11 protein-coding genes and 2 riboswitches are annotated in these 14,800 nt (G+C 28.3%); of the genes, 1 reads left to right on the top strand and 10 read right to left on the bottom strand.

Features of this window, described 5'->3' with window-relative positions:
- Positions 1-58: 58 nt before the first annotated feature.
- The 3 genes from H8R92_RS02200 to H8R92_RS02190 form a co-directional block, all read right to left on the bottom strand.
- The gene (locus H8R92_RS02200) at positions 59-2,329 is read right to left on the bottom strand and encodes an outer membrane protein assembly factor BamB family protein (RefSeq protein WP_186834588.1); all 2,271 of its coding nucleotides are present in this window, start codon (positions 2,327-2,329) and stop codon (positions 59-61) included.
- Positions 2,330-2,573: 244 nt separating this feature from the next.
- A riboswitch (cobalamin riboswitch) is annotated at positions 2,574-2,775 on the bottom strand.
- 153 nt (positions 2,776-2,928) lie between these two features.
- Positions 2,929-4,506 carry a starch-binding protein gene (locus H8R92_RS02195; RefSeq protein WP_186834587.1) on the bottom strand — a complete coding sequence of 526 codons (1,578 nt, stop codon included), beginning with the start codon at positions 4,504-4,506 and terminating at the stop codon, positions 2,929-2,931.
- Between the two features lie 250 nt (positions 4,507-4,756).
- Positions 4,757-5,611 (bottom strand): alpha/beta hydrolase, encoded by an 855-nt coding sequence (locus tag H8R92_RS02190; RefSeq protein WP_186834586.1) that lies wholly within the window; start codon positions 5,609-5,611, stop codon positions 4,757-4,759.
- A gap of 400 nt (positions 5,612-6,011) precedes the next feature.
- Here H8R92_RS02190 and hydG point away from each other — a divergent pair, with 400 nt between their 5' ends.
- Complete coding sequence (hydG, locus tag H8R92_RS02185) at positions 6,012-7,430, top strand: [FeFe] hydrogenase H-cluster radical SAM maturase HydG (protein ID WP_186834585.1); 1,419 nt, start codon at positions 6,012-6,014, stop codon at positions 7,428-7,430.
- 83 nt (positions 7,431-7,513) lie between these two features.
- On the opposite strand, the gene H8R92_RS02180 is transcribed toward hydG, so the two are convergent.
- The 7 genes from H8R92_RS02180 to H8R92_RS02150 all read right to left on the bottom strand — a co-directional run bounded on the left by H8R92_RS02180 (position 7,514) and on the right by H8R92_RS02150 (position 14,800).
- Complete coding sequence (locus H8R92_RS02180) at positions 7,514-8,065, bottom strand: hemerythrin domain-containing protein (RefSeq protein ID WP_186834584.1); 552 nt, start codon at positions 8,063-8,065, stop codon at positions 7,514-7,516.
- Between the two features lie 10 nt (positions 8,066-8,075).
- A complete protein-coding gene (locus H8R92_RS02175; protein ID WP_186834583.1) occupies positions 8,076-8,714 on the bottom strand; it encodes a hypothetical protein in 639 nt (212 codons plus the stop codon).
- Between the two features lie 153 nt (positions 8,715-8,867).
- Positions 8,868-10,541, bottom strand: coding sequence for a hydroxylamine reductase (gene hcp, locus H8R92_RS02170; protein WP_186834582.1), 1,674 nt, complete (start codon positions 10,539-10,541; stop codon positions 8,868-8,870).
- 100 nt (positions 10,542-10,641) lie between these two features.
- Positions 10,642-11,454: an ABC transporter ATP-binding protein gene (locus H8R92_RS02165; RefSeq protein ID WP_186834581.1), complete on the bottom strand. Its 813-nt coding sequence runs from the start codon at positions 11,452-11,454 to the stop codon at positions 10,642-10,644.
- Between the two features lie 11 nt (positions 11,455-11,465).
- On the bottom strand, positions 11,466-12,515 hold the full coding sequence (locus tag H8R92_RS02160; protein ID WP_186834580.1) for a FecCD family ABC transporter permease: 1,050 nt from the start codon (positions 12,513-12,515) through the stop codon (positions 11,466-11,468).
- A gap of 12 nt (positions 12,516-12,527) precedes the next feature.
- The gene (locus tag H8R92_RS02155) at positions 12,528-13,475 is read right to left on the bottom strand and encodes an ABC transporter substrate-binding protein (RefSeq protein WP_022213051.1); all 948 of its coding nucleotides are present in this window, start codon (positions 13,473-13,475) and stop codon (positions 12,528-12,530) included.
- A gap of 36 nt (positions 13,476-13,511) precedes the next feature.
- Positions 13,512-13,722: riboswitch (cobalamin riboswitch) on the bottom strand.
- Between the two features lie 148 nt (positions 13,723-13,870).
- Positions 13,871-14,800, bottom strand: coding sequence for a glycoside hydrolase family 32 protein (locus H8R92_RS02150; protein WP_186834579.1), 930 nt, complete (start codon positions 14,798-14,800; stop codon positions 13,871-13,873).

Here is a 14,800-nt window from a genome sequence, read left to right as displayed (position 1 = left end):
TTGCACAACTAAGCTTTTCTAAATAAACATTCAATTGTGCAAGCTATTTTATTTTAAATTACTTTTTAATTTCTTTTCTTAAATTATTATTTTTTAAAAATAATATAGTTCCAGTAGTTAATATTATTGCAGAAATAAATATTAATATTACTGAATTTACTCCACCTGTTTTTGGTAAATTTGTTTGAGTATTAACTTCTGATTTAACTTCAGGTTTTGTTTCTGGTTTAACCTCAGGCTTTACATCTACTTTTTCTTCAGCTTTCTCTAATGTATCAATTACTTTTTTAGCATCTAACACTTCATCAAAGTGATTTACATACTTTCTATCTCTTTCATCTAATGCATTATATCTTGATATTAATCCATAAACTATATTTTTATTTTCTAAAGTGATATTTTCAGGATTTATTTTTTCCCAAATATCTTTTTCTATTGAAGTTACTTCTCCTCTAACATAATCTATCTTTTCCTTAGCTTCAATAAGCTTATCCTTATTTGTAACTTGATTTTGTACATCTTCTGATAAATTTGTAAACTCTTTATATAAATTATTTATTTTTTCTTCTTCATCTAAAACAATATCTTTTAGCTCTGGTAGTTTAGCTATCTTAGCTTCCATATCTTTAATAGCTTCAGCTTCTTCTAATTTTATAATAGTTTTATATGAATTAATTAACTTATCTGCATTAGTTACCTTTAATTTATGCTCTTCTGATAATTTATCATAACTATCAAATAACTCTTTAACTTTAGCTTTATCTTCTAATGTTATTTCATCTGGTAATTCTTTTATTTCAACTAATAATCTTTCTACTTCTTTATCAGCATCCTTTAAGTCATTTATCTTTTCTAATGCTGCATTTAATTTATCAATATTAGTAACCATAAGTTTATCTTCATCAGATAAATCTTTATATCTTTCCATTACATCATTAATTGATATTTCATCATTTAAAGTTATATTCTCAATATTAGGTAATCTATTTATAATATCTATAACATCTTCCACACCAAATGCACCATTTACTTTATTTATAAATTTAAATAAATAACCTGAATCATTCTTAAAATATATACTTCCCTCTTCATCTATTGCTGCAGATGATGAATTATATTGTGGTTTTGATGGTGTTGCTACTTTTTCATAAGATGGTTCTGTATTACCTTGGAAATCTTTAATCACATATATATCATCTGGATTTTTATAATTAAATAAATATAAATACACTGTATAGTTATTTTCTGCTGTAGCATATGCAGTTGTTAATATTGGTGATGATTGTGACGCTATATCATTAATTTGATATATTATTTCTAGTGTATTGGCATCTAATACAGAGAATCCAGCTCCAGATAATGCACCACCACCAGCTACGTATATTCTTCCATTATATGAAACAGGACTTGATGTTATATCAGAACCTATTTTTTTAGTTATTAAAGATGATTTGTCAAAAGTACCATCTGAATTAACTTTCACTGAATGTATATTTCCTGCCTTAGTTGCTATATAAATTCTACCTGTTTTTATATCATAATGAATTGATGTTCTTATGGCTTCATTTATTTCTAAAGTATCTATTACAGCATCTGTAGTTAAGCTATGACTTACAACTTGTCCACTTTCACCACCAAAAACTATACTGTTTCCAATTATAGAAGCACCACTCCAGTAGTATCCTTTTTTCCCTTCACTTGGTGAATATGTCCAAGTATACTCTTTTATTTCATCACCAACTGATGGATCTTCATCTTTAGCTGATACTGCATAAAAAATTCCCTTATCAGCAGAACCACTTGTTGCTCCCATATAAACATAACCATTATAATAAGTAACAGGTGATATAGCTTGTAAAGACATGTCTGATGGATTTACTTTTGTTATCCAAAGAGACTCTAATGTATTTGCATCAATACATTGTATTCTTCCTTCTCCAACTGGAACAAATAACTTTCCTTCTCCATAAGCCATTCTTGAGAAAAATCCTATTCTTTCTGCTAAAGGTTTTTCTAATACAATATCTCCAGTTTTCTTATCTAATTTTTTGACATTTGAACTATCTGTTATGTAAACATAACTACCAACAACTATTGGATCACTAAAGCTCCAGCCTGTCCCCATTTTCTTAGCCCATGATTCCTCTATTTCTTCTGAACTTCTTGGAGTTTTACTATCTGTCACTCCTGGATTTAAAGTTTCTCCTCTAAACTGTGGCCATGCCGATTCTTTTCTTGGAGTAGCACCTACAACCAAAGAGTTAGTAACTAATAAAAAAGCTACTAGTAGCATAGACAATACTTTTTTGCCTACATTAATTTTTTTCATACTTTTACCCCTTTCAATTGATGGCAAATAATTTCATTATCCTTATGAAATGCTAGTATTCTTTTTTTAATCATCTTTAAAGTATTACAAATAAAAAAATCCCATAAAATATGAGATTTTTAAGCAATACATATTAAATAAATAAATTAAATCATAGACAAATTAAATAATTCATTAATTTAATGAATTATTTATCTGCAATATGTTATTAAAAAGTATATGCTTTCATTTCCCACCGAAATTATTCACTTATATTTTTGTGGCAGGTATCCTGACTTAAAGCTTCAAATCTATTCCTCTTGCCTTCCCAAGTATTCCTCAGTGACATTACTTAATAAAATAATATATTAAGTAGAGTTTCGTATCTTTTACAGTAGCGGGGGCTGCTATGGATTCTAACCATATTCCCTATTATTACAAATGTAACCACAAAAACTTATTAAATTTTACTTATTAATTCTATAGTAACATAATACCAATGTCAACTTAATTTAACTTTTTCATTTTATTAAATCTGTATATATAAAAATAACTTTATCTAGGTACATATCTTTTCACTGACCATATACTTAGATAAAGTTATATCTTAAAATAAAATTTTATTTATTTTTTAAAATAGGTAACCCTTCTTTAGCAAACTCTGGTATCTGAGTATTTCCATTAGTAAATATCACTCGTCCACTAATCCAATAATCTTCTATTGGATAGCTATATAAATTTTCTCCTTCTCTATACATTTCTCTTCCTGGCCATGGTGATAATTCTGTAGATTTATAGTTTCCTTCTTTATATATATATACCCTTGCTTTATCCCACCTTAAAGGATTTGTGAAAAATACCTTATTATCACGAAGATAATATATATCTTTTTCTATAAAATCTTCTTCTAATTCATGATATATTATTGATATTCTCCCTTCTTCAACAGTTCCATTTAACCGCCCATCTCTTACATAAAATAATTTATCGGAAATTTTATCCTTATATATGCCATCTTTTAAGTTAGTATATATATTTATATCATAGTGTCCACCAATATTAATCATTATCACACCTTTATTACCTCTTTCAACAATCATCAGATTATTACCTAAAGTAATAATATTTTCCTTTTCTCCTTTCATCTTTAACCTAAACTTGTTTATTGCAACAATTTCACTACTCTTCCAGAAATCGTTTCCTGCTTCTCCAATAGTTCCTTCAAGCCATATTTTTCCTTTAGGCCTATTAAAAAATAATGGTATTGATTCACTTCTTGAAGCAATTATTGCCCATCCCATCTTTATCTGCCACTGACTTAACTCAAAGCTTTTTTCAATATCACTGGCATAATCATCATGAGATTCTATCCACGTCACTAAATTTGAGCCATTAACTCCATAAGGTACTTGATATTCTTTAGCGTTATTAATATTTTTTTCTGACTTATATCCAACAGTTTTCCTTATGGCATAACTATAACCTTCTGCTGATAATCTCATATATTTTATATATTTTTCATAATTTGATGCTCCACACTGTAATACTTCTCCATATAAAAGTAATCTTTCTTTATTTTTTAATGCACCTATTACTCTTGGCCAAAAATCACTTCCACCTGGATCCTCAGGTAGTTCAATATGCTTAGCTGCATCAAATCTTAATCCATCTGCACCACATTCAATAACATCATTTAAAAAATCAATAATTATGTCTTGAAGCATATGGTTAGATGTGTTTAAATCTGGAAGACCTATACACCAGTGAGTAACTTGCCACCTATCATCCCAATCTTCTACTTTTTTTCTTTCATGCCAAAAATTAATATCATCTCTTATAAATGATTCAACTGTTTCATGTGGAAAATTGCTATCATTACCTCCACCTCTATTGGCCATATGGTTTAATATTACATCTACCATTACTTTTAATCCATACCTATGAGCTTCTGCACACATTCCAATAAACTCTTCTCTACTTCCTAATTGAAAATTTCCTATCTTAAAATTAATTGGTTGATATAACATCCACCAATCCTTTACTACTAGACTTTTATCTTTAGTCCCTTGAACTGGCGATATCTGTATCCAAGTATATCCTGCATTGACTATTTCCTTTATATTTTCTTTTATTGTTTTAAATGACCAATTCCACACATGAAGAATCGTTTCCTCATTGATTCCGTTATTTATAATCATAAAACCTTCCCCCAATAATAATAGAAAGTTATTATTAATTTAATGGAATTTTATTTTTTATTATGCCCTTGCTTTTAAATTATTATCCAATCTTTTTCTCATAATTAAACATTATGATTCTATATATATTCGTAAACAAAAATGAGTTCGCATATTATACTATTATTTTTTTATTTAAAATGTGATAAAAAAAGATATTAATAACTAACTTATTGCTAATTATTAATATCTTTTTACTAATTATGAATTTTTAAATAATCATATCTTCTAACATCTTTACATACTCTACTGGCCTAAATAAAAATGATGCATGTCCACCACTTTTTATTGTTTTACTAATGTTATTTTCAAATAGTTTCTTTAATTCAGCCTTAATTCTTTCATCAAAAACCTCATCATCATTTGTATTTATTATACATATGCTTCCATCAAAATCCTTAAAGTCATTCTTATCAAAAGTGATATTTTCAGCAAAATCTAATGCAATACTGCATAGATATATAGCTTTCTCCTTACTTACCCTTTCCATAAGGTATCCTACGTATTCCTTGGCATATATGCTATCAATACTTCCATCAAAATCTTCTTTAATCTTTTTCAATGATTTTTTTATCAATGCTGATTTTAAGATATATGCTGGTGTCATCTGTACAGTCTTAATGGCAGATTTTATTCCATCAACAACTTCTTTTCTCATTGTATTAGGAATATTTTTAGTGATAGTTCCTGTATTAGTAAGCACTACTCCCTCTATCATTTTGGGATACTTTTTCATAAATAGTTCTACTACTAAACCACCTAATGATTCCCCAATGAAATAAGATTTATTAAAATTTATACTTTTTAAAAATTCTGCAATACTATCAACTAAATGGTAAATATCCTTTTTCCCATCAGGATAATCAAAAGCTACCACAGTATACTTCTCTTCCAATAATTGTATATGTCGATAAAACCCTTCATATAATCCACTGCCTGCTGTAAATAGTACAATCTTTTTCTCTCCGCTGCCTGAAAGTACATAATTAAAATCCCCTCCTCCAATCTTTACTGTATTCATCTTATGCTTTTCATTAAACCTTCTAATATCCTCTTTAAATTCCATAATTTCCTCCAAAATGCTAAAGAGCCGCATAATTACAGCTCTACTCCTATATACTTATTATTATTCAACTCTTCTTTATGCTATGACTTAATTTATTCTTAGCTAACTTATACAAAAGTAAAGTTTCTAATTTTAAGCCTTTAATTTCATTGATACCCATAAGCTATAAAAATCATTTCCTATATCATAATGTGATGTTACTTCTTCTTTCTGCTTAACTTTATTATTAGCCTTATGAAATATATGTGGTAGATTTTCTTCAATAATTTATCATTAATTATAAATTTTGATAAAAGAATTTATTTATGTTAAAATTTACTTATATGTAATATATAGTAAATTAATCTACATTAAAAGATACGATTTTAAATAAACTATTAAGGAAAGAAGATGTTTGAATATGTATAATGTAAAATCAAATAAAGCTACCGAATTCATAAATGATGATGAAATACTTGAAACACTTAAATATGCAGAAAAAAATAAAAACAATAAGCAATTAATTAATAAACTCATTGAAAAAGCTAGAAACTGTACTGGCCTTACTCATAGAGAAGCTGCTGTACTTCTTGAATGTAATTTAGAAGAGGAAAATAATAAAATTTATAGTTTAGCCAAAGAAATTAAAGAAAAATTTTATGGTAATAGAATTGTAATGTTTGCTCCTCTATATTTATCAAATTATTGTGTAAATGGCTGCACATATTGTCCATATCATTTCAAAAATAAACATATTCCTAGAAAAAAACTTACTCAAAAGGAAATAGAAAAAGAAGTAATTGCACTGCAAGATATGGGCCATAAAAGACTTGCCTTAGAAACTGGTGAAGATCCTATAAATAATCCTATAGAATATGTACTTGAAAGCATAAATACAATTTATAGCATAAAACATAAAAATGGAGCCATTAGAAGGGTTAATGTCAATATAGCTGCTACCACCGTAGAAAACTATAAAAAATTAAAAAAAGCTGGCATAGGAACATATATATTATTCCAGGAAACTTATAATAAAGAAGCTTATGAGGCATTACATCCCACTGGTCCTAAACATGATTATAATTATCATACTGAAGCAATGGATAGAGCTATGGATGGTGGTATTGATGATGTTGGCTGTGGAGTATTGTTCGGCTTAAATCTTTATAGATATGATTTTGTAGGTCTTTTAATGCATGCTGAACACCTAGAAGCAGTTAAAGGCATAGGTCCACATACCATAAGTGTACCAAGAATAAGACCAGCTGATGATATAAATCCCCATGAATTTACCAATGCAATTTCCGATGAAATATTTGCTAAGATAGTTGCTGTCTTGAGAATTGCAGTACCTTATACTGGATTAATCGTTTCCACTAGAGAATCACAAAAAACTAGGGAAAAAGTCTTAGAGCTTGGAGTATCTCAATTAAGTGGTGGCTCTTCTACAAGCGTTGGAGGATATGCCATTAAAGAAAAAAAATATGAAAGTTCTGCTCAATTTGATATAAGTGATGACAGAACTTTAGATGAAATTGTCAATTGGCTATTAGAAATAGGACATATCCCTAGCTTCTGCACTGCCTGCTATAGAGAAGGAAGAACTGGTGATAGATTTATGACCCTTGTTAAAAATGGACAAATAGCCAATTGCTGTTTACCAAATGCTCTTATTACTTTAAAGGAATATTTAGAAGATTATGCTTCTCCTCTTACAAAAGAAAATGGAGAAAAAGTAATTGCTACTGAAATAAAAAAGATACCTAATGAAAAAGTTAGGCAAATAGTACTTGAATATTTAAGTAAATTAAATAATGGTAAAAGAGATTTCAGGTTTTAATTTAATTACTATAAATTTTCAATGTTTAAAAAGCAACGGATAGTACTTATACTTATCCGTTGCTTTAAGTTATTATACTGTATTTATTTAGTATATTTTTCTTCTAATTTACCTAAAATATTTAAATATTTATCTTTTACAGCTTCATTAGCATCTTCAAATTTATAGCACTCATTATTAACTTTCTCTAATATTTCTTTGCTTAAATTTCTTTCTGCAAAAGTATATACTACTCTATCTTCCTTATCAATATGTCTTTCCATTAGATGGGTATATGATATTGCATTAGCAATTATATCAAGCTTAGCTTCTTCATCACCACCTTTTACCTTTTCAATAGATTCAACTAAATTACTTATATAAAGTCTTCCATAATCATGCTCTACAAGCATTCCATGCTTCACAAGTTTTTCTCCTAATTGCCCTAAATTTTCAGTAATTCTATTAAATAATATGTCTTCTTCTTTTTTATGATGATGACTATCGGCATAATTTCTAATGAATTCAATTATATCGTCTAAATCTTTATAATTAATTTCTGTACCATTCATTATATTGAAGCATACCTTTCTTATAACCTTAATCATTCTTAGTATATTTTTATGTTCTTCATTCATTAATTCTATAGCATTCATAGTCTTTTCCTCATTGCTTTTTCTTTATTTCCATTGTAGTTTCATCTATTTTAACATACTCATATTGACTATTTACTTCTTGAACAAATGCTTTTATCCATATATTTCTTAATTGATAGAATATAGATACATCCATTGATTCTTTTTGCCAGATATCGTTATGTACACATATTCTTCTCTTCCATTGCACTTTATCTTCTTCAGCTATTATAACTTCATTAACTCTGTCACAAGGCATACCATCAAGAATATAATCATTAATGCTATCATATATTTCTTTAGCACTTATAATATTTTTTTCTTCTTTTACTTCTTTAGCCGCTTTTATTCCTTGATTAACATATATATTTTCTAATTTTCCAATTGCAGTTTCATTATTTTCTAAGATAGCTTTTGTCCATGCTGCCATTCTTCCTTCTGCACTATGAATTTTATTTTGTAACCATCCATGAATATTACTTGTATCTATTATTTCTTCTAAATTTTTATTTTCAGTTTTTTGTCCATACTTATTATTAATTTCAACACTTAATTTTTTTACATTTAATCCTTCTTCTTGTGCTAACTTTATAATTTCATCCTCTAACCCTTCAAACCATAATACCTTATTAAATAACCAAAAATGTATTTTACCTAAAAATAAACTCATTTTCTCTTCTCCTATCAACTTACATAATACTTTTTACTTCAAACTATAATATTAATATACATCAACTTTAAATTATTTTAAGTAACATTTGTTACAAATATAAATAATATTCATATAAAATACACATTATTTTCAAACTAACTTATATTTCTTTTATACCTCTTGTTTCAAACAAGTTTTTAAATCATCTTCAGGTGTACTTATTAAATGCAAATTAAAAGTATCTATAAGATATTGAAGAACATTAGGACTAAAGAAAGCAGGAAGTGTTGGTCCTAAATATATATCTTTAATTCCTAATGATAGCAATGCTAAAAGATCTGCTACAGCTTTTTGTTCATACCATGAAACTATTAAAGATAATGGTAATCCATTTACATCTGTTCCAAAAGCATCTGCTAATGCTGTAGCTATTCTAATTGCTGAATAAACATCATTACATTGTCCTACATCTAATAATCTAGGTAAACCTGCTACTTCACCAAAATCTAATTTATTGAATCTATATTTTCCACATGCTAAAGTAAGAATTATACAATCATCTGGTATCTTTTTTGCAAATTCAGTATAATAATTTCTACCTGGTCTTGCCCCATCACAACCTCCTATTAAAAAGAAGTATCTTATTTTTCCATCCTTTACAGCTTCTACAATAGCTTCTGCATTGCTTAAAGTTGCATGATGACCAAAACCTACAATAATTTCATGTGGTTCTTGGTCTTCTTCAAAGCCACCTAATTCTAATGCTTTTTCAATTATTGGTGTAAAATCTTTTTTACCATCTTTTCCTTTTGGTATATTTATAACTCCATCCCATCCAACAACATTAGTTGTAAATATTCTATCTTTATATGTTTCTCTTGGTCTCATAAGACAATTGGTAGTCATTAGTATACATCCAGGAATACCATCAAATTCTTTTTGTTGATCTTGCCATGCACCTCCATAATTTCCAATTAAATGTTTATATTTCTTTAATCCTGGATAACCATGTGAAGGTAACATTTCTCCATGGGTATATATATTTATACCTTTTCCTTCTGTTTGTTCTAATAGCTGTTCTAAATCTCTTAAATCATGACCAGAAACTATAATAAAAGGTCCCTTTTTAATCTTTACATTTACTTTATGTGGTGAAGGCTGTTCATATACTTTATTATTTGCTTCATCTAACTTTTTCATTATAGCAATACTCATATCACCAGTTCTCATAGTCCATCTTATTAACTCTTCTACTGATAAACTATCATCTGTTGTTGCTTCTAAAGCTCTTACATAAAAATTATCTACTTGATCATCGTAATAACCTAAATATCTTGCTTGATGTCCATAAGCACTTATACCTTTTAATCCATATACAATTGTTTGTCTTAATGAACGTATATCAGGATCTAAATCTTGGTCATACATAATTCCTGCAATTTTTGAATCTTCAAGCATTTCTGCTTTGCTTTCTCTTAATATATAAGTTACATGAGCTGTATCATTTTTAATTTTACCAACCTTCTTTTTTAAATCATCTTTTATTTTTTGAGATTCTCTTAATAACTTAACATGATTATCTGCATCAAAATTAACATTTGTTAATGTTGTAAATAAACAATCTTCAATAAAAGCTATTGTTGATTTATCAACATTTTCTCCCTTTTTTATAAGTTCATTTGCATAACAACTTATTCCTTTTAATTGAAATATTAATAAATCTTGTAGATTTGCTACTTCAGGGGTTTTCCCACATACACCCATCTTAGTGCATCCCTTTCCCCCTGATGTTTGTTCACATTGATAACAAAACATTGGATATTCCATAGCCATATTATTTTCCATTATATATTCCTCCTTTATTATTATCTTGCCTTAATATCTATTTTTTTATAATCAAAATACCCTAAATAACAAAAAAACATATACTTTAACAGCATATGTTTTATTTATATTTATTCAATAATCCAGATACTAAGGGTACAAAAAATAATTGATTACTTTTAGTTAAATGTTGAATTTCAAAATCCATTTCATATACAGCCTTCAAATTTTCTTTAGTAAGTACTGATTCTACTTTTCCTTTAGAAAAAATTTTTCCATTTTTCATAAGTACTATCTCCTTGCAATATGCTGAACTTAAATTTAAATCATGCAAGATTGCAATAATTGTTTTATTTTCCTCATTATTAAGCCTTTTTAATGTCTCCATCAATTCTATCTGATATCGTATATCAAGATGTGAAATAGGCTCATCTAATATTAAATATTTAGTATCCTGTACTATAGCTCTAGCTACTAATACTCTTTGTGATTCCCCTCCACTTAAATTAGCAAATATCTTATCTTTTAAATAAGCACAATTTGTAATTTCCATAGCATGTTGTATAATTGCCTTATCTTCAATAGTTAAATCTTGAAATCTTTTTAAATATGGTGTTCTCCCCATGGCAATAATATCATATACAGAAAAATTTACATCCATATTAACATTTTGAGGTACAAAAGAAATATTTGTTGCCAATTCTTTTCTTGAATACTTATTTATGTTTCTTTCATCTAAAGAAATATTTCCTTCTTTTACTTCTAAAAATCTTAAAATATGTTTTATTAAAGAAGTCTTTCCTGAACCATTAGGTCCCAATATACCATAAAAACCACCTTCTTTAAAATCACTGGATATGTCATTTAATATATATTTTTCTTCATTATTTGGTTGCCAGCTTAAATTGCTAATTGACAAAATATTTTCCGTCATCTCACTTCACCTCAAACTCTTCCATTCTTTGAATTACGATAAAGTAAATATATAAAATATGGTGCTCCAAAAACAGCTGTTATTACTCCTACAGGTATTTCTGTAGGAGCAGCTATTGTTCTAGCTATAGTATCACATATTATCATAAATGCAGCTCCACCAAAATATGAAAATGGTAAAAGTAATCTATGATCTGAACCTACTAGTAATCTCATGCAATGAGGAATAATAAGCCCTACAAATCCAATAGTTCCACTTACTGATACACTTGCTGCAACTAATATAGCACAAAAAATTATAAGTAGATTTTTTAATTTTACAGTATCTATTCCTAAACTTGCTGCCACCTCATCACCTGTAAGAATTACATTTAAATCCCTACTGAAAACAAATAATATTACTACGGATATTAAAGATACTATAAACATAAATAATACTTTGCTCCAATTGGCAGAAGAAAAACTGCCTAGTGTCCATAAATAAACTTTTTCTAAATTATCTCTATTGTAAATCATAAGTAGTGAAATAACAGAACTTAACATTGTTCCTATAGCTGTACCAGTTAATAAAAGATTTGTAGTTATTATTTTTCCACCTAAGCCACCTACTTTATATACCAACATTACAGTTGCTATTGCTCCAATAAAAGCAAATATACTAATAATACCTATTCCTAAAAAATTAAGTGTTAAACCTGACAATATTGCAATTGTTGCTCCTAATGATGCTCCTGATGAAATACCTAATATATGTGGATCTGCTAAAGAGTTTCTAAATACTGCTTGAAAGGTGCAACCTACCACTGCAAGCCCACCTCCAACAAGAGATGCTTGCAAAATTCTTGGTAAGCGCACCTTCCAAATAATTACTTCATATATTTCCTTTATATCAGTAGTATCAATAACTCTATTTATCAAAGGAATTTTATTAAGCACAAGCTTTAAACTTTCCACTGGATTAATAGATGATGATCCTACTGATGCAGAAACCACTATACATAGGAATAAAAAAACGCACAATAAGCTAATATAAATATAGTTTCTTGCTTTCTTTGATTCCAAAATATGCTCCTCCTATTGTTGAAAGGCTTCTGGATGGAATATCTTTGCTAAAGTCATTACTCCTTCTGCATTTCTATAACCTTGACGGTCTATTAAGTTATTATCTATTTCGTATACTTTTCCTTCTTTAACAGCAGTTAACTCCTTATATCCTTCAGCTGTTTCAAATCCATCCTTCATACCATTACCTATAATGATTATTTCAGGATCTGCTTCTAAAAGTGCTTCTAAACTATATGACCAATTGTCTTGTGCTGGTACTATATTATCTCCACCAGCTAATTTAATAATTTCTCCTGCAAAAGTATTTTCTGGTGCAGAGAAATCACCATATTCTCCATATCCTACTACATAATAAACTGTAGGTTCTTCTAAATCTTTAACAGCATCAGTTACTTCTTTAATAGTAGATTTCATTGCAGCTACATCCTTAGTTGCTTCATCTTGTTTATTTAAAGCTTTTCCTAATGTTTCCATCATAGTGTAAACACCATCAACATCATGTTCTTCATATAATCCTATAATCTTAATACCAGCTGCTTCAAGTTTAGCTGTATTTTCCTTATCAAAATGAGTTGAAGTAATTACTAAATCTGGTTCTAAGCTTATTATTTTTTCAATATCTGGCGTCATTAAATTACCAATTGATTCAATATTTGTTACTTCTTTTGGATAATCACAATAATCAGTTCTTCCTACAAGTTTGCCTTCTGCTCCAAGTTCATATATCATTTCTGTTATGTTAGGTGCTACAGAAATAATCTTTTTAGGTTCCTTATCTAAAGTTACCTCTTTACCAAAAGAATCTGTTATAGTTACTGGATATACTACTTCTCCAACTTGAGATGATTGATTTGCAGTATTATCTTTTTTTTCTGCATTATTTCCACAGCTAATTAAGCCAAAAGCAATCATAGTGGATAAAGATATTGCTGCAAACCTTTTAAATAATTTATTCATTTTTTCTCCTTTTTTGTTCTCTCCCTCCCAAAGAAAAACACTATTAAAGTTATGGCAGGTTTCCTGACTTAAGAATCTCTTTACTCACTAAACTCCTTCTCAAGAAAATATCTCAATGGAATTTATAATTTTAGCTTTCATCCTCTATCACAGTAGTGGGGGCTGTTGTGAAATTTCATCACATTCACTTTTAACTTTTGCCTATTTATATTTATAAACTAAAAGCACCATACTAATTCCTTCAATATTATATATATTAATAAAACATATTTCAAGTATAATATAATTATTAGTTTATCAATCTTACATATATTTAAAACTATCTATTCAAAACAATAAAGCTATACCAAAAATAATAAACTTTTTGATACAGCCTTATATATTTATTAAATTATCTAGTTAGTGCTATTCTCTTTCTTTTGAAAAACCGTGTATAGCAAAATTGTTGCTACAGTTGCTGTAACAAATGTAATAACCATTGTTACCATATATTGTACCATAGACTTTGGTCTAATCACTATAACTCCAGGTAACCCAGCTGGTCCTTGAGATAATGATAATACTTTCATAAATGTAGCATATGCTGAACCTACGGCAGAACCTATTAATGCACCTACAAATGGATACTTTAATTTTAAATTTACCCCAAATACGGCTGGCTCAGTAATTCCTAATAGAGCTGAAATTCCTGATTTTAACGTAACATTTATTTTACATGGATTATTTATATCAAATTTGCCTATATCTATTTTTTTATTAAACTTATCATCGATATAGTCAGGTATACTAAAATACACTTGATTTTTCCTAACTGTTATTTTTCTTGGTAGTGTCATCATTCCTATCCACTCTTCATTAGAAGGCTTGCTAGGCATACGCATCCATCCAATTAATATCCTATTTCCGTATTTATCAATATTTGTTTGTGCTGCATATAAATCTAATCCCTCATCTAAGATCATTACTTCATCATCAATCTTCATATCACAGGATTCTTCATCAAAGCCAACTATTGAGTAAACAGTATTATTAGTGTAATTATTTCCATCACTTATTAAATGTTCCGGAGACATAATTAATATATATTCATTATCGACTTCAAATAAATCTGGACATTCCCACATATCTCCTATTTTTTTATCATAATACCTATTTTTATAACTCCAGTTTTCGCCGTCCTCACTAGTGTAAAATAGAACTTCTCCAGTAAACTTATCACTACCACTTTCTATAAACTTACTCCCAAGTATTAACGTATATCTATCTTTATATTTCCATACTTTTGGATCTCTTGTATGAGTTCTATGTCCTAACTTTTCATCCAT

The organism is Clostridium lentum (genome assembly GCF_014287815.1).
Classification (GTDB): Bacteria; Bacillota; Clostridia; order Clostridiales; family Clostridiaceae; genus Clostridium; species Clostridium lentum.
This window is presented reverse-complemented; position numbering and strand designations above follow the sequence as displayed.

What these genes read in the sequence shown, in the direction of transcription:
- H8R92_RS02200 (WP_186834588.1), bottom strand. Translation starts at nt 2,329, where the DNA reads ATGAAAAAAATTAATGTAGGCAAAAAAGTATTGTCTATGCTACTAGTA.
- H8R92_RS02195 (WP_186834587.1), bottom strand. Translation starts at nt 4,506, where the DNA reads ATGATTATAAATAACGGAATCAATGAGGAAACGATTCTTCATGTGTGG.
- H8R92_RS02190 (WP_186834586.1), bottom strand. Translation starts at nt 5,611, where the DNA reads ATGGAATTTAAAGAGGATATTAGAAGGTTTAATGAAAAGCATAAGATG.
- hydG (WP_186834585.1), top strand. Translation starts at nt 6,012, where the DNA reads ATGTATAATGTAAAATCAAATAAAGCTACCGAATTCATAAATGATGAT.
- H8R92_RS02180 (WP_186834584.1), bottom strand. Translation starts at nt 8,065, where the DNA reads ATGAATGCTATAGAATTAATGAATGAAGAACATAAAAATATACTAAGA.
- H8R92_RS02175 (WP_186834583.1), bottom strand. Translation starts at nt 8,714, where the DNA reads ATGAGTTTATTTTTAGGTAAAATACATTTTTGGTTATTTAATAAGGTA.
- hcp (WP_186834582.1), bottom strand. Translation starts at nt 10,541, where the DNA reads ATGGAAAATAATATGGCTATGGAATATCCAATGTTTTGTTATCAATGT.
- H8R92_RS02165 (WP_186834581.1), bottom strand. Translation starts at nt 11,454, where the DNA reads ATGACGGAAAATATTTTGTCAATTAGCAATTTAAGCTGGCAACCAAAT.
- H8R92_RS02155 (WP_022213051.1), bottom strand. Translation starts at nt 13,475, where the DNA reads ATGAATAAATTATTTAAAAGGTTTGCAGCAATATCTTTATCCACTATG.
- H8R92_RS02150 (WP_186834579.1), bottom strand. Translation starts at nt 14,800, where the DNA reads ATGGATGAAAAGTTAGGACATAGAACTCATACAAGAGATCCAAAAGTA.